General features: G+C 42.4%; 14 protein-coding genes. 3 read left to right on the forward strand and 11 right to left on the reverse strand.

What is annotated here, in order from left to right:
* Positions 1 to 6: 6 nt before the first annotated feature.
* From F612_RS0103060 to gyrA, 10 genes are all read right to left on the reverse strand, one after another.
* Complete coding sequence (locus F612_RS0103060; protein ID WP_019556279.1) at positions 7 to 342, reverse strand: LapA family protein; 336 nt, start codon at positions 340 to 342, stop codon at positions 7 to 9.
* Between the two features lie 82 nt (positions 343 to 424).
* Complete coding sequence (locus F612_RS0103065) at positions 425 to 730, reverse strand: integration host factor subunit beta (RefSeq protein ID WP_019556280.1); 306 nt, start codon at positions 728 to 730, stop codon at positions 425 to 427.
* Positions 731 to 868: 138 nt separating this feature from the next.
* Positions 869 to 2,533 (reverse strand): 30S ribosomal protein S1, encoded by a 1,665-nt coding sequence (gene rpsA / locus F612_RS0103070; protein ID WP_019556281.1) that lies wholly within the window; start codon positions 2,531 to 2,533, stop codon positions 869 to 871.
* 213 nt (positions 2,534 to 2,746) lie between these two features.
* Positions 2,747 to 3,421, reverse strand: a complete 675-nt coding sequence (cmk, locus tag F612_RS0103075; protein WP_019556282.1) for a (d)CMP kinase — start codon at positions 3,419 to 3,421, stop codon at positions 2,747 to 2,749.
* 2 nt (positions 3,422 to 3,423) lie between these two features.
* Positions 3,424 to 4,767 carry a 3-phosphoshikimate 1-carboxyvinyltransferase gene (aroA, locus tag F612_RS0103080; protein ID WP_019556283.1) on the reverse strand — a complete coding sequence of 448 codons (1,344 nt, stop codon included), beginning with the start codon at positions 4,765 to 4,767 and terminating at the stop codon, positions 3,424 to 3,426.
* A 76-nt stretch (positions 4,768 to 4,843) separates the two neighbouring features.
* Complete coding sequence (locus tag F612_RS0103085; protein WP_019556284.1) at positions 4,844 to 5,710, reverse strand: prephenate dehydrogenase; 867 nt, start codon at positions 5,708 to 5,710, stop codon at positions 4,844 to 4,846.
* A 1-nt stretch (position 5,711) separates the two neighbouring features.
* A complete protein-coding gene (gene hisC / locus F612_RS0103090) occupies positions 5,712 to 6,851 on the reverse strand; it encodes a histidinol-phosphate transaminase (RefSeq protein WP_019556285.1) in 1,140 nt (379 codons plus the stop codon).
* Positions 6,852 to 6,911: 60 nt separating this feature from the next.
* Positions 6,912 to 8,003: a prephenate dehydratase gene (gene pheA, locus F612_RS0103095; protein WP_019556286.1), complete on the reverse strand. Its 1,092-nt coding sequence runs from the start codon at positions 8,001 to 8,003 to the stop codon at positions 6,912 to 6,914.
* Between the two features lie 69 nt (positions 8,004 to 8,072).
* Positions 8,073 to 9,167 (reverse strand): 3-phosphoserine/phosphohydroxythreonine transaminase, encoded by a 1,095-nt coding sequence (serC, locus tag F612_RS0103100; protein WP_019556287.1) that lies wholly within the window; start codon positions 9,165 to 9,167, stop codon positions 8,073 to 8,075.
* A 124-nt stretch (positions 9,168 to 9,291) separates the two neighbouring features.
* Entirely contained in the window at positions 9,292 to 11,967 is a 2,676-nt protein-coding gene (gene gyrA, locus F612_RS0103105; RefSeq protein ID WP_019556288.1) for a DNA gyrase subunit A, read from the reverse strand.
* 287 nt (positions 11,968 to 12,254) lie between these two features.
* Between gyrA and ubiG the strand changes: the two genes are divergently transcribed.
* The 3 genes from ubiG (at position 12,255) to F612_RS0103120 (ending at position 14,542) form a co-directional block, all read left to right on the forward strand.
* Positions 12,255 to 13,007, forward strand: a complete 753-nt coding sequence (ubiG, locus tag F612_RS0103110; RefSeq protein ID WP_019556289.1) for a bifunctional 2-polyprenyl-6-hydroxyphenol methylase/3-demethylubiquinol 3-O-methyltransferase UbiG — start codon at positions 12,255 to 12,257, stop codon at positions 13,005 to 13,007.
* Between the two features lie 93 nt (positions 13,008 to 13,100).
* Positions 13,101 to 13,787 (forward strand): HAD family hydrolase, encoded by a 687-nt coding sequence (locus F612_RS0103115; RefSeq protein ID WP_019556290.1) that lies wholly within the window; start codon positions 13,101 to 13,103, stop codon positions 13,785 to 13,787.
* A 71-nt stretch (positions 13,788 to 13,858) separates the two neighbouring features.
* Positions 13,859 to 14,542: an SDR family NAD(P)-dependent oxidoreductase gene (locus F612_RS0103120; protein WP_019556291.1), complete on the forward strand. Its 684-nt coding sequence runs from the start codon at positions 13,859 to 13,861 to the stop codon at positions 14,540 to 14,542.
* A gap of 187 nt (positions 14,543 to 14,729) precedes the next feature.
* Here F612_RS0103120 and F612_RS0103125 read toward each other — a convergent pair whose 3' ends face one another.
* Positions 14,730 to 15,701 (reverse strand): universal stress protein, encoded by a 972-nt coding sequence (locus F612_RS0103125; protein WP_019556292.1) that lies wholly within the window; start codon positions 15,699 to 15,701, stop codon positions 14,730 to 14,732.

The following is a 15,701-nucleotide window of genomic DNA, read 5'->3' on the forward strand; positions in this document are numbered from 1 at the left end:
AAGACTCTACTTTTCCAATTTTAACAAGGCGTTATCGGACTCTTTTAAAGCCCTATTAACATTTACTTGCTCTTTTTTAAGTTGAATTAATTGACTGGATTGTTTTTGGTTAACCTTAACCTGCTTACGTAAGCGCCATTTAAGTTGTGCGACCTGCACAAGCATAACGCTAGCCCCCAGAAGGACACCTAAAATAAGCATCGCAGCCAATACAAGACTCAAAGGTAAGGTAGGCCTAATCAAGAAAAGATCTAGTGTGACGGGTGCTGGATTGAGTACACCTAAAACCATGCCTATCGCAAGAATAAATAAGGTTACTGTAAACGAAATGAGTTTAAACATAATCAATCTCTCCATGATAAGAATAGATGGATTATAGAGGAATAAAAAAAAAGGGGCTACATAAGTAGCCCCTTTTTTAGGATTAAACTAGAATATCCGTTGTCTCTTTAGAGGAGTCAACGCGTTCTCTTAGAGATTTACCTGGCTTAAAGTGCGGAACGCGCTTATCAGATAACTCGACCGTTTCCCCCGTTTTGGGGTTACGACCTACTCTAGCTTTTCTATGATGAAGACTAAAACTCCCAAAGCCACGAATTTCAATTCGCTCACCTTCGGATAATGTATCAATCATAGAATCCACGATTTGATTCACCGCAATCTCAACATCTTTTTGAGAAAATTGAGTTTGTTTTCTTGCGATGAACTCGATGATTTCTGACTTAGTCATTTGATCATTCTCTTAATAATCTCTAAAAAAAGAGAGTGTTAATTAAAACTAGCACCGTGGTGCTAATAAGATCAAAGAGTGACTCATATTTTACTGCATGAGCCACAAGTAAGTAACGGCTTGCTACTTACTCTCAGATTACATCTTATCCTTGAAAAGGTCACCGAATGTGGTGCCCGCAGTCGCGATAGTTTGTTGCTCAGAATAACCTTTAACAGCTTGAGCTTCTTCATGCGCTTCTTTTGCTTTCATAGAAAGTGAAACTGAACGATTCTTACGGTCGATATTTGTAATTTTAGCAACGACCTTATCACCTTCTTTAAGAACGCTTGAAGCATCACGAGTGTCTTCGACTAGCTCTGAAGCGCGAAGATAACCTTCAACTTCTGGACCTAGATCGATAACCGCACCACGCTCATCAACAGACTTAACGACACCTTCAACATCAGCGCCTTTACCATTGTCAGCAACAAACTGACCGAATGGGTCTTGCTCTAACTGCTTAAGACCCAATGAGATACGCTCACGATCAGGATCAATCGATAGAATAACCGTTTCTAACTCATCGCCTTTCTTGAAGTCGCGAATGGCATCTTCACCCGTTTGCTTCCAAGAAATATCCGTAAGGTGAACAAGACCATCAATTCCACCTTCTAGACCGATAAAGATACCGAAGTCAGTGATTGATTTAATAACACCAGAGATCTTATCGCCTTTCGCATGAACCGCTGAGAAACCTTCCCAAGGATTGATTGCACATTGCTTAATAGACAATGAAATACGACGACGCTCTTGATCAACATCAAGAATCTTAACGTTAACCTCTTGACCAAGGTGAACGACTTTAGATGGATGAATATTACGGTTAGTCCAATCCAATTCTGAAGTGTGAACAAGCCCTTCAATCCCTTCTTCGATTTCAATGAAAGCACCGTAGTCAGTAATGTTTGCAACTTTACCAGAAACTTGCGCACCCATTGGATAACGAGCAACCATGTCTGCCCAAGGATCTTCTTCAAGCTGCTTAAGACCTAGAGATACACGGCTACGCTCTTTGTCGAACTTAAGAACTTTAACGTCAATCTCATCGCCAACATTAACGATTTCAGAAGGATGGTTAACACGACGCCAAGCCATATCAGTAATGTGTAGAAGGCCATCAACACCACCAAGGTCAATAAATGCACCGTAGTCAGTAAGGTTCTTAACGATACCTTTAAGGACAGAACCTTCTTCCATGTTTGCAAGAATAGCTTCACGCTCAGCAGAACTTTCAATTTCGATAACTGCGCGACGAGATACAACAACATTGTTACGCTTACGATCAAGCTTAACAAGTTTCAACTCTACTTCTTTCCCTTCTAGGAAACCGAAGTCGCGGATTGGACGAATATCCACAAGTGAACCAGGTAAGAAACCACGAACGCCTTCAACGTCAACAGTAAGACCACCTTTAACTTTACCAGTCACAAGACCGATAACAACTTCACCCTCTTCCATCGCTGTCTCAAGACGATCCCAAGTCTTAGCGCGCTTCGCTTTTTCACGTGATAAACGAGTCTCACCCAAACCATCTTCTAATGATTCTAGGTAAACTTCTACTTCATCACCGATTGCGACTTCAAGGTCACCGTTAGCGTCTAAGAACTGGCTCTTAGGAATAGTTGACTCAGACTTCATGCCTGCATCAACAAGTACGGCTTCTTTATCAATACCGATTACAGTACCGATGATTAAAGCACCAGGGTTAAATTTTTCTTGAAAAGATTCTTCAAATAGTTCAGCGAAAGATAATTCACTCATGGATATAGCTACCATTTTTTTTCATACCGTTTTCTAATGGCTGATGGGAGTATTAATCAGTCAACGGGTCAGTTAGTTAAATGTCAGCATCCCAATTGCCAACAAAATACAAATCCCCAGCCTAAAAACAAGACCAGGGATTTAAAAAGCTTTCATAATCAAGAGGTTGATACCTTATAAAGGCGATACAACAACTAAAAAAATTTGACTAAATTATTTAATCAAGCCTCTATCCCACAATAAAGAGTCTATTTTTTTACAGACATCTTCAATGTTTAAATACGAGGTATCCACAATGATTGCGTCATCGGCTGGCTTTAATGGCGCAGTCTGACGATTTAAGTCGCGTTCATCACGTTCTTTTATGTCTCGAGTTATTTTGTGAATGTTAGCACTAACCCCTTGGTTTTTCAACTGATTAACACGTCTTTCTGCTCTAATTTCTGCCGAGGCGGTTAAATAGAGCTTTAAATCTGCACTTTGGAAAACGACTGTCCCCATATCACGACCATCTGCGACCAGACCTGGTAACACTGCAAACGCCTTCTGTCTTGCCATTAGAGCGGCACGAACCTCAGAAATGACAGCAACTGTTGACGCAACTCCAGCCACCTCTTCAGTGCGAACTTTAGAGGTTACATCTTCTCCTTCATACAAAATACTTGTTGCTACAAATTCAACCGGCAAGGATTCTGCCAAAGTCACCAGGCCTGATACATCATCTAAAGCCAGCCGGTTTTTGACTGCACCAAATGCTAAAGCGCGATAGATTGCACCGCTGTCCAGTAAATGAAAGTGTGTCTTACCGGTTAGATACTGTGCAAGCGTGCCTTTGCCAACACCACTTGGGCCATCGATAGTAATCACTGGAACAGTTAACTGCGTCATTCTTAAGATTCCTTAACCGCTTCAACCTGCATACCGACTTGATTAATTAACTCAAGAAAGGTTGGGAATGAAGTATTTACATTAGCGCAATCATCAATCACAATTTCAGAAACTGCATTTAAGCCGGCAATGGTCATTGCCATAGAAATCCTGTGATCATGATGGCTTTGAATGACGGCCGATTGCTTTGTTTGGATGCCGCCATTAATCACCATACCATCCTCTGTCGGTAAAGCATCAACCCCTACGGCTTGCAAGGCATCCGCCATCACCTGTATACGATCCGACTCCTTAACGCGTAATTCTTCTGCACCCGTTAGAACGGTTTTCCCTGATGCACTTGCGGCCACCACAAACAATACTGGAAACTCATCAATCGCCAAGGCGACTAATTCTTTAGGAATGTTAATCCCTTTTAAGGGTGCATATCGTACGTGTACATCCGCGACGGGTTCACCGCCGACTTCATGTGCATTTTCGAGTGTAATATCGGCCCCCATTAACTGCAGGATATTCACAATACCAACACGGGTAGGATTCATCCCAACGTGTTCAATCACTAAATCTGAATCCTTAGAGACGGCCGCAGCCGCCATAAAAAATGCAGCGGATGAAATATCGGATGGTACATCAATATGACGCCCGGTTAATTTACCGCCACCCATTAAACAAGCCTTCATCTGCTGGCTATCAATCTTTTCTGAAATGACTTCATAACCAAAGCCATTCAACATACGCTCTGTATGATCTCGCGTGGGTGCAGGTTCTAAGGCACACGTTCTACCTTTCGCATACAAGCCCGCTAATAAGACACAAGATTTAACCTGAGCGCTGGCCATGGGTAAAACATAGTCAATTGCAGTCAGTGACCCATCGCCCGTCCCCGTAATCTTTAGAGGCGGCATACCGCCTTCTGCTGTCTCTATTTGGGCACCCATGGCACGTAAAGGATCTGTAACACGTTTCATAGGACGTTTTGACAAAGAGGCATCACCGATTAACTCACAATCAAAGTCTTGCCCAGCCAAAATACCAGCCATCAAGCGCATCGCCGTTCCAGAATTCCCCATATCTAAAGGTTTATTAGGTTTCTTAAGCCCTTTTAAACCAACACCTTGAATCGTTACATTGCCTTTGTTAGGCCCTTCAATTTGAACACCCATTTCCTGAAAAGCTTTTAAGGTCGCTAAACTGTCGTCACCTTCTAAAAAGCCAGTAACCGTTGTAGCGCCTTCAGAAATAGCACCCAACATAATACTTCTATGTGAAATAGATTTGTCACCAGGTACACGAATGCGACCTTTAATAGTGCCACCAGGTTGAACTTTGAATTTTACGTTTGCCATAATTTTGATTCTTTTTGTTTTGACTGTTCTTGTGTCATTTTTTTAAATATAGATTGGTTAATCATGCATTACGACATCAGTGACCGATATGACGATCACGTGTACTCTTAGCATCTTCAAACAGTTTAAATAACTGCTCACCTTGTTGGGTTTCAACCAACTCAGTTAAAGCTGCAATTGATGCTTGATAATTCTTTAACCACTTTACAATCGCAGTTGAATTCGTTAAAGCAATATCCCGCCACATGGTCGCATCACTCGAAGCAATACGCGTAAAGTCTCTAAAGCCACCGGCCGTATAAGGGAAAACATTGCCAAGTTCAGGATGTTCATTCAATAGATCAACCAGCGAAAAAGCTAGTAAATGCGGCAAATGGCTGGTTGCAGCGAAAATATCATCATGCTGCTCAGCGCTCATGACTTCAACATTGGCCCCTAAAACCTGCCACAATTCCGTAACCAGTTGAACAGCGTCGGCATTGGTATGTTCAGTGGGCGTCAAAATGACACGATGTTTGAGATAAAGCGCTGGATCTGCAGCCGTTACACCGCTTTTTTCTTTGCCTGCAATCGGGTGACCTGGCACAAAAAACTCTGGTAACTGACCAAAGACTTTTATTGCCGAAGTAATTACACTGCTCTTAGCACTACCTGCATCTGTAATAATCGTGCCCTGCCTGAGATAAGGCTTCATTTCCTCAAGCACCGCTTCCATAACGCCTAGAGGCACAGCCAACAGAATCAAATCACTGTCCACGACCGCCGTTTGCATATCGGTACTGAATTCATCAATAACACCAAGCTCAATGGCTTTACGTAAACTAGATTCATCTTGACCAAACCCCATGACGGTCTTGACCAGGCCTGCATCCTTTAATCCCTTCGCAAAAGAGCCGCCGATTAATCCTACGCCAATAATGGTGATTTTATTGAGTGACTTCAATTTATAAATCCTTGGACATCGAGAATAAAATGGACTTAAGTGCATCAATAAAATGTTGGTTTTCAACCTGGGTGCCAATTGACACACGCAGAAATTGAGACAAACCATAATTACTCAAAGGACGCACAATCACACCTTCTTCCAATAACTTCTGATTCACCTTAAGCGCTTCTTTACCTAAATCAATACACAGAAAATTTCCAGCAGAAGGAATTGAGTCAACGCCTAATGTTGCCAAAGCATCCTTTATTTGGCGCATGCCTTGTTGGTTCAGTAGCAATACTTTTTCAACAAACCCCTGATCATTCAAGGCTGAAATAGCGGCGATTTGAGCATAATTATTAACATTAAATGGCGCTCTTATCTGATTGATATATTGGATTATTTCTTTACAACCAGCCATATAACCCACTCGCAAAGATGCCAAGCCATAGGCCTTCGAGAAGGTTCTAGAAACCAATAAATTAGAATGAGTGGTCAGGTAATCAATGCCATTAGCATACTCATCATCACTGAGCTGTGCTTGAGCGTACTCAATATAAGCTTCATCCAGCACCACAATCACATTTTTAGGGACTTGGTTAATAAAGTCTTCCCATTCAAGACGACTGAAAACCGTGCCCGTTGGGTTGTTTGGGTTCGCAAGATAAATCAATTTTGTTTTATCGGTGATGGCGGCTAACATGGCTTGTAAATCATGCCCCCAATTTTTCGCAGGCACTTCAATGCCCGTAGCACCGACCACTTGGGCTGAAATAGGATAAACTGCAAAAGCATATTGTGAATAGAGTATCTCATCACCGGGGCCAGCAAACACGCGCGCAACTAATTCTAACAACTCATTAGAACCGTTCCCCACCGCCAGCTGCTCAGGTTTGATTGACAAAAACTCAGCAAGCGTCGCTTTTAAAGTATAAGCACTGCCATCGGGGTAACGCGCGATCTCTTTGAGTTCATGTTGAATAGCCGTCAAAACACTTGGGCTTGCCCCTAAAGGGTTTTCATTGGACGCCAATTTAGAAACATAGGTCAATCCCAATTCACGCTGTAATTCGCTAACAGGCTTGCCAGGAATATAAGGATGAACACCAAGAATTTGTGGTTGAACCACATCACAATAGGCTATATTTATTTCATTCATAATTTTGTTAGTTTACCTACCCAAAAGGGAATTCTATTTTCTTTTTAAGTGTCATCATGATTAAAGAGGTGAAACGGGAAAAGAACCTAATAATTTGAAGAATGCGGATTTAGACTTAACTTCTGCAAGAGCTTGTTTCAGATTTTCATCTTCCTGATGCCCCATAACATCAATAAAAAACTGATAATCCCAAGTGGTATCCAGTGATGGACGAGAGATGATACGTGTCATATTAATCCCACGACTGCTAAAACAAGACAAAATATCTAACAGTGCGCCCGATTGATTTTTCATGGAAACAATCATAGCCGTTTTATCTTCACCACTCGACTGCGTCGCATCACGCCCTACTACCCAAAATTTAGTGCTATTGTCTGACTGATCTTCAATATGAGACTCAAGAATATTCAATTGATAAAGCTGCGCGGCCTGCTCAGAAGCAATTGCTGCAACAGCGGAATCGGTTTTCGCCATTTTGGCCGCCAGAGCATTAGATGCAACGGCTTCAATTTCCGCCCATGGCAAGTTATTTTTAATCCACTGTTCACACTGCCCTAAGGCTTGTTGATGGGCGACAATTTTGTGAATATTTTCAACTGTTTTTGACTTTGATAATAAACAGTGATGAATTTCAAGAGCGACTTCACCAGACACCTTCAAATCCGTTGTCACCAAGGCATTTTGTGTACTTTTCACGACCCCTTCAGAAGAGTTTTCGACGGGGACCATGCCATAACTTGCATCGCCCTTCTCAACCGCTTCAAATACCTCTTCAATGGTCGAAACGGCGATAGAATGCACCGATGAACCAAATTGTTTGATGACACTGGCATGAGAATAACTGCCTTCAGGACCTAAATAAGCGACCGTAGTCGGCTGTTCAAGCGCTAAACAGGCAGACATAATCTCTCTAAAGAGCTTCGCCATCTCTTCATCTGGCAATAAACTGGTATTGCGGGCTTTAACGGCGCGCAACACTTGTGCTTCTCGTTCAGGTCTATAAAAAACCGCATCGACATTATCGCCTTGGGTTTTAATGTCGGCCACTTTTTGAGCACATGCCGCTCTTTGACCAATCAAATCTTGGATTTGAGCATCGATTGTATCAATTTGATTTCTAATCTCTGTCAATTGCATCTGTTCTGTCGTCATTCAAGTGCCTGTCTGTTATCGATTCTTCATTCTATTCATTAAGCTAGTGCGTAGTCGCCAGGATTAAGATTAAGCGTGTGTTTTTGCAAACTGTTCCATAAAGGCAATTAAGGTATCAACCCCCTCTTCAGGCATGGCATTATAAATACTTGCACGCATCCCACCAAAAGCCTTATGACCTTTCAAACTTAATAACCCAGCCGCCTTAGACGCTTGAACAAACTCTGACTCTAACTCGTTATTCGTCAGATAAAAAGTCACATTCATCCATGAACGTTGCGTAGGTTTAATCGTATTATAATAAAATGGGGAGTTGTCGATATAATCATAAAGCTTCTGTGCTTTACGTTGATTAACCGATGCAATAGCCTCAACGCCTCCATTGGCTTTAAGCCACTCGAAGACCAGGCCTGCTAAATACCAAGCATAGGTTGCTGGGGTATTAAACATGGACTCATTATTCGCATAAGTTGCCCAGTTTAATAAAGTCGGCGTGATCTCACGTGCATGACCCACTAAATCATCGCGAATAATCATAATCGATAAACCCGCCGGCCCTATATTCTTCTGAGCCCCTGCATAGATGATGGCATAACGACTTACATCAATCGGACGACACATAATATTAGATGACATATCTGCAATCACAGGTTTACCTTGAGCAAACACATGCTCCAGCTGGTCTTCTTGAAACTCCAGTCCCGTAATGGTTTCATTGGTACACAGGTGAATATATTTAGCATCGTCACTAAATGACCACTCTGCTACATCAGGGATTTCAGTTGGGTTATCCGCTTCACCACCGGTGACAATATTGACATTAACGTAGCGCGAAGCCTCTTTAATCGCTTTATCAGACCAAACACCGGTATTAAAATAGTCTACCGTATCACCCTCTTGCGTTAAGTTAAGTGGAATCGCCGAAAACTGCATTGAAGCCCCACCATGCAGAAACAATACTTTGTAGTTGTCTGGAATGGCCATTACTTCTCGTAAATCAGCTTCGATTTTATGCGCGACGGACATGTATTCTTTACTTCGATGACTCATTTCCATCACCGACATGCCCGCATGATTCCAATCTAGAAACTCTGCTGATGCTTTGCGCATGACCGCTTCTGGCAACATTGCTGGACCTGCACTAAAGTTAAACGCTCTTGCCATGCTAATTAAATTCCTTATTCCAAGATAAAAGACGTTCTAGAATCCGGCTTCAAGCCTGATGCTAAAACGGCTAAAAGACCCAATGCTATAAGCAGTGAGCCTTTGATTCATTATTATTTTATGATTACTCTGAATCGTTACTTTCAGTGTCTTTCTCTGAGTCATCGCTTTCAACGATGCTACCTTCAACACCCTCTTCAGCATTATTCTCAAGAACCGCTTCAGTTGTAAGACCTTCAACAACAGACTCTTCATCTTCTAATAAGAGTTCGTCTTCAACATCCACGACCGCTAGGCCAACAACTAATTCGCCCTTACCGACGTTAATCAACTTGACCCCTTGCGTATTACGGCCCACGACGGAGACTTCTGAGACACGTGCTCGTACTAAAGTGGCTTTATTGGTAATTAACACCATCTCTTGCTCAGGAACAACGGAAACCGCTGCCACAACTGAACCGTTACGCTCAGAGGTTTTAATGGAAATAACCCCTTGGCCACCACGATTAATGGTTGAGTAATCCTCTACCGGCGTACATTTTCCATAACCATGTTCAGTCGCCGTCAGAATTAAAGTATTAGGTTTAGCGACTTGCATACTGATGACTTTAACCCCTTCTGCCAGCTTCATTCCACGAACACCACGAGCCGTACGTCCCATGACACGAACATCAGACTCTTTAAAGCGAATCGCTTTACCGATATTGCTGAACAACATAATTTCTTGCTCACCATCGGTTAAAGCCGTCCCGACTAACTCATCATCATCCAGTAAATCAACAGCAATAATACCGTTAGCACGTGGGCGAGAGAAATCTTTCAGCGCGACGCGTTTGACAACCGAGTTACGGGTTGCCATAAAGACAATGCGTTCATCAAATTCATCGACCGGTAATACTGACGTGATATATTCCCCATCACCTAAGGGCAGAATATTGACGATTGGCTTACCACGACTACCACGACTGGCGAGCGGTAACTGCCAAGTTTTCTGCCAGTAAAGCTTCCCTTTGTTTGAGAAACACAACAGCATATCATGCGTGCTCGCCACAAATAGTTGTCCGACTTCATCTTCTTCTTTCATGGCTGTTGCAGATTTACCGCGGCCACCGCGTTTTTGCGCACGATAGTCACTGAGTGGCTGCGTTTTAATATAACCATCTTCAGATAAAGTCACGATACGATCTTCAACCGCAATTAAATCTTCTGCATCTAGGTCTTGGTAGCTGTAATCAATGACAGTACGACGTGCATCACCGAAGGTTTCAACGACTTCATTCAACTCTTCCCTAACCACTTCCGTCAAACGATCAGGATTTCTCAAAATATTTAAGAACTCTGTGATTTTTTCAACAAGACCTTTGTATTCTTCAATAATTTTATCTTGCTCTAAACCTGTTAAACGATGCAAACGCATCTCAAGAATAGATTGCGCCTGAACGGGTGACAACTTATAAATATCACCACTCTCATCCACACCAAACCCTTCTGGCAAGTTTTCTGGACGAATATCTTTAAGCTCAACGCGCCCTAACAATTCGACCACTTTACCCACTGGCCATTGTCTTTCAAGCATGCGTTCTTTCGCAACCGCTGGACTTGGAGAGGCTTTGATCAGTTCAATCATCTCATCGATATTATTTAAAGCAATTGCCAACCCTTCTAAGGTATGGGCTTTTTCACGTGCTTTACGCAGTTCGAAAATAGTACGGCGTGTAACCACTTCACGACGATGTTTAACAAAGGCGGTGATGATTTCTTTTAGATTCAATAATTTTGGCTGACCGTCAATCAAAGCAACCATATTGACACCAAACACCGTCTGCATTGCAGTCTGCTTGTATAGGTTATTAATCATGATTTCAGGGACTTCACCGCGTCGCAGCTCAATCACAACACGCATACCATCTTTATCGGATTCGTCACGTAAAGCGGTAATGCCATCAATTTTCTTTTCTTTTACTAATTCGGCAATACGTTCAATCAGACGTGCCTTATTAACCTGGTATGGCAGCTCATCAATAATGACTTTAGATTTACCGCTTTTATCCGTCTCAATAGACGTTTTTGCACGAATTTTAACGCGACCGCGGCCGGTTTCGTATGCTTCCCTTATACCGCTCGCGCCATTAATAATGCCGTACGTCGGAAAGTCTGGTCCAGGAATGTGCTCCATCAAGCCATCAAGATCGATATCAGGATTATCAATCACCGCTAAACATGCGCTAACGGTTTCAGTTAAGTTGTGTGGCGGAATATTTGTGGCCATACCGACCGCGATTCCAGAAGAACCGTTGACTAATAGGTTAGGAATTCTGGTTGGCATGACGACCGGCTCTGATTCAGAACCATCGTAGTTTTCAGCAAAGTTAACGGTTTCTTTATCTAAATCGGCAAGCAAGTGATGAGCAATTTTTGACATTCTAATTTCGGTATAACGCATTGCGGCAGGAGAATCACCATCGACCGACCCGAAGTTACCCTGTCCATCTACCAACATATAACGTAACGAGAATGGCTGAGCCATACGAACGATTGTATCGTAAACTGCCGTGTCACCATGCGGGTGATATTTACCGATTACATCCCCGACAATACGGGCAGACTTTTTGTAAGGTTTGTTAAAATCGTTATTCAGTACATTCATAGCGTAAAGCACGCGACGGTGAACTGGTTTTAAGCCATCTCTTACATCAGGAAGCGCTCGTCCTACAATTACACTCATGGCATAACTTAAGTACGATTGTTCCATTTCATCTTCTAACGCAATGGGAATAATTTCACGTGCAAATTCAGACATCGATAATCCAATTATTTAGTTAACTATATTAAAGTCTGTATTATACCCGCATAACCACCCTAAAGCGATAGTTATAATGACCCTTTCCCCGTATCGATAAAAACTTTTTAAGCCGCTAGGGAGCTTTATTTTAGCTTAGAGGGCTTTAAGTAAATTAAAATCCCGGTAAAGCTGTCAAATTAGGTATAATTTTTGGGCTACGTTTTGCCTTTATATATTTTTTATTGAGGCAATCAAACCTCCTTAAGAGGTAGAAGCGAATCCTAGGCGAATAAAAGTGAATCCTAATGAGTGAATCAACTTCCACAGAAAACTCAAAAACCCCCGATAATGCACCCAAAGAATCTAATGTAGATCAGGCAGAGTTAGATAACTTTAACCGCTTGTCTAATACCTGGTGGGATACCGAAGGTGAATTTGGTGCTTTACATAAAATCAACCCCTTCAGAATTGAGTTTATTCGACGTTTTCAACCGCTTGAAAACCAATCGGTTGTCGATATTGGATGTGGCGGGGGCATACTCTCCGAGTCTCTAGCGTCAGCAGGAGCAATGGTGACCGGTATTGATTTAGCTCAAGAAGTGCTGAGCGTTGCAAAACTGCATGGTTTGGATTCGGGTATCAAGGTCGATTACCAATTGATTGCCGCAGAAGAGTACGCTGAGTTGCATGCAGAAGAACATGATATTGTGACCTGTATGGAGATGCTAGAGCACGTACCCGATCCACAAGCGATTATTAAAGCGGCCGCTTTGTGTGTCAAACCAGGTGGATGGGTTTTCTTCTCAACACTGAATCGTAACTACAAATCCTACTTATTGGCGATCTTTGCGGCTGAACAGGTTTTGAATTTAGTGCCTAAAGGTACGCACACCCATGAAAAGTTCATTACACCTGCTGAGATGGATGCGATGGCCAGACAAGCAGGGCTCTATTTAAGAGACAGTGCGGGCATTCAGTTCAACCCATTACTCAACCAATATGGCTTAAATGAGAATGTTGATGTGAACTATCTTTTGGCGTATCAAAAAGCCGTTTAGGTTCGCTTAAAGAAGATCCCTTCAAGCAAGTGATCAACATTCCATCACCCAACATCTTTTAGACTTATCTATTTTTAGGAACACTTTATTACCATGCCAATCTCTTCTCCCATTGAATGCATTCTTTTTGATTTAGACGGTACCCTACTGGACACCTCATATGATTTTGCGTTTGCCCTTAATCAAACCTGCCGTGATTTCGACCAAAAACCTTTACGTTACCAAACGATTAGAAAAGTGGTCTCGCAAGGTGGCCTGGCCATGACACAACTGGCCTTTCCTTTATTAGAAGGAGAAGCGCTTGAAGCACGTAGACAACACTTTTTGAAGATCTATTTTGAAAATATTGACAACCACACTCGGATATTTCCAGGGCTCGAATTAGGTTTGCAAACCTTGGCACAACAGAATATTCCCTGGGGCATTGTCACCAATAAGCCAGGCTGGTTGACCGAAAAATTATTAGCCAACTTAACGTTCCCAAGTAAGCCTTTAAGTGTCATTAGTGGCGACACTCTGACCGTTCGAAAGCCAGATCCAGCGCCTTTATTGCTGGCGGCCAAACAGTGTCATGTTGCGCCAGAAAAATGTCTGTATATTGGGGATCATATAAGAGATATAGAAGCGGGTAACAATGCTGGCATGAAAACAGCCTCCGCGCTATTTGGTTATTTGCCAGACCTACCAGAAAGCCACTGTGAAAAACCTTGGCCTGCTGATTTTCATTTTGAAACCCCTTTTGAAATCAGTCAGTTTTTCAAGACACTCAAAAGCACATAAACATTGCGCAAACCGTTACATGTGTAAAACCGAATTTATTTGAAATAAAGAAAAAAGATAGAGAGACCTGTATGCAAACTTATTTAGTCACCGGTGCCGCCCAAGGGTTAGGTAAAGCCTTAAGTACACAGTTAGTCGAAAAAGGCCATCAAGTCATTCTACTCGATAAAGAACTCAAAGCCCTTAATGCACTTTATGACGAGCTCAACTCTGATTTGGTCGCCCTTTATCCTATCGATTTATTGGGTGCAAATATTGATCATTACCAAGCACTTCAGGACACCATCACAGAAGAATATGGGCAATTGGATGGCGTGATTCTCAATGCCGCTATCTTGCCCGCCTTTACACCCTTAGAGCAGTTTGATTATATGCAGTGGTATGAGGTATTACACACTAATCTCAACGCCAACTTCCATCTGATTCAAAACACTCTTGAACTATTGAAAAAGAGCGATAATGGAAAGCTTCTGGCCGTGTTAGATCAAAACATCAACTTGTACCCTGCTTACTACGGTGCTTATGGCGTGGCTAAGGCGGGCTTAGAGCAACTCATGATCACGGTCGCGACAGAACATAAAAACACAAATTTAGAGGTCTACAATGCAAAACTGGAGGCTTTTGCCACAGAATCCAGAGGCCGGTTATTCCCGGGTGAAAACCCATTGAATTTGCCTTCTGCCGAGCGTATCGCAAAGCGAATCTTAGCCCACTTACTAGAAGACAAAACGCATCCAACGATCCAATGCCTTTAAAAACACTCAAAGAGGAAACATGTTCACCTGATTTAAACCAAAACGATTAGGTCATAAGCCTCATTTTTTGACCTCTATCCACCCTACTCTTCAAAACCTTTTCAGTGAGCGTGCTCTCAAAAAAGGCCTCTTATCGCGTTTTATAATGCCCCTTCCCTGCAACAAAATTCACGATTGAGTTGAGCTCTTAAAACGACCTATCCAGCTTAACCGGAGATTCAAAACCTTTGGGTTTTACAGCCAATACGGAACAATCTATCTGCTCAATAATATCCTCGGCCGTATTGCCAATGATCATACCTGAAAGCCCTGTTCTGGCAATCGTACCCATTATCAATAGATCGTTGCCATGGTTCTTTAATAACTGTGCAATGGCTATTTCAGGCTTTCCTTTAGGGAGGTACGTTTGCAACGCCAAACCTGACAGCCTATAGGCCTGCACCTCTTTTTCAAGGGCATTTTGGTGAAACTGTTGCTCACGTTCATTAAATAAAAACAGATCTTTTTCAGTCCATTCAGTATTCCAGTAGTAAATTAAATTTTCACCTTCAGATTGCCACGCGTGCACCACTTCTAGCGGCGCACTCTGCAGTTGATGCAGTTTCACCGCCCAATCCATAATACGCGTGTTAAGACGGTCTTCTTCCAAGGGTTGTTCATTTTCACTATCGATATCAATACTGGCGATCATCTTGACAAACGGCAACTCAATTTGAGGATTGTGTAGTAACAGGGTGCAAGGGCATTTACGTAAAAGATGCATATCATGGCTGTCAAACAGGGGGCGGTCACTCCTTTCACTAGAATTGTCTACTAACTTAATCAGCAAGTCGGCATGAATTTTGAGCACCTGCTGAATGATTTGATAGAAAAATTTACCAAAGACCACTTCCACAGAAAACTTGACGGTTGCCTCTTGAGCTTGCTGTTGCAAAGGTTTTAATTGCACCAGTTGGATTTGTTTCTGGTGTTCCATAAGAGCCGTTGGCTCGTCGTTGTTTAACCAAGCGGCCAGGCCTGATGATATTTCTGGCAAAACACGTAACACCTTTAGGTGCGCTTGATGTTGTTTGGCTAGTTGCAAAGTCCAGGAAAACAACTCTTGTTCAGCAAGAGAGTTTTCCTGCGAAACAAAGATAATCGTTTGAATAGATGGCAT

The sequence above is a fragment of the Thiomicrorhabdus arctica DSM 13458 genome (assembly GCF_000381085.1).
In the GTDB taxonomy this organism is placed as follows: domain Bacteria; phylum Pseudomonadota; class Gammaproteobacteria; order Thiomicrospirales; family Thiomicrospiraceae; genus Thiomicrorhabdus; species Thiomicrorhabdus arctica.

Excerpts from the sequence above, each read along its gene's own strand:
- ubiG (WP_019556289.1), top strand. The coding sequence starts at position 12,255 with ATGAGTGAATCAACTTCCACAGAAAACTCAAAAACCCCCGATAATGCA.
- serC (WP_019556287.1), bottom strand. The coding sequence starts at position 9,167 with ATGGCAAGAGCGTTTAACTTTAGTGCAGGTCCAGCAATGTTGCCAGAA.
- F612_RS0103125 (WP_019556292.1), bottom strand. The coding sequence starts at position 15,701 with ATGCCATCTATTCAAACGATTATCTTTGTTTCGCAGGAAAACTCTCTT.
- pheA (WP_019556286.1), bottom strand. The coding sequence starts at position 8,003 with ATGACGACAGAACAGATGCAATTGACAGAGATTAGAAATCAAATTGAT.
- F612_RS0103120 (WP_019556291.1), top strand. The coding sequence starts at position 13,859 with ATGCAAACTTATTTAGTCACCGGTGCCGCCCAAGGGTTAGGTAAAGCC.
- hisC (WP_019556285.1), bottom strand. The coding sequence starts at position 6,851 with ATGAATGAAATAAATATAGCCTATTGTGATGTGGTTCAACCACAAATT.
- cmk (WP_019556282.1), bottom strand. The coding sequence starts at position 3,421 with ATGACGCAGTTAACTGTTCCAGTGATTACTATCGATGGCCCAAGTGGT.
- F612_RS0103060 (WP_019556279.1), bottom strand. The coding sequence starts at position 342 with ATGTTTAAACTCATTTCGTTTACAGTAACCTTATTTATTCTTGCGATA.
- F612_RS0103065 (WP_019556280.1), bottom strand. The coding sequence starts at position 730 with ATGACTAAGTCAGAAATCATCGAGTTCATCGCAAGAAAACAAACTCAA.
- gyrA (WP_019556288.1), bottom strand. The coding sequence starts at position 11,967 with ATGTCTGAATTTGCACGTGAAATTATTCCCATTGCGTTAGAAGATGAA.
- F612_RS0103115 (WP_019556290.1), top strand. The coding sequence starts at position 13,101 with ATGCCAATCTCTTCTCCCATTGAATGCATTCTTTTTGATTTAGACGGT.
- aroA (WP_019556283.1), bottom strand. The coding sequence starts at position 4,767 with ATGGCAAACGTAAAATTCAAAGTTCAACCTGGTGGCACTATTAAAGGT.
- rpsA (WP_019556281.1), bottom strand. The coding sequence starts at position 2,533 with ATGAGTGAATTATCTTTCGCTGAACTATTTGAAGAATCTTTTCAAGAA.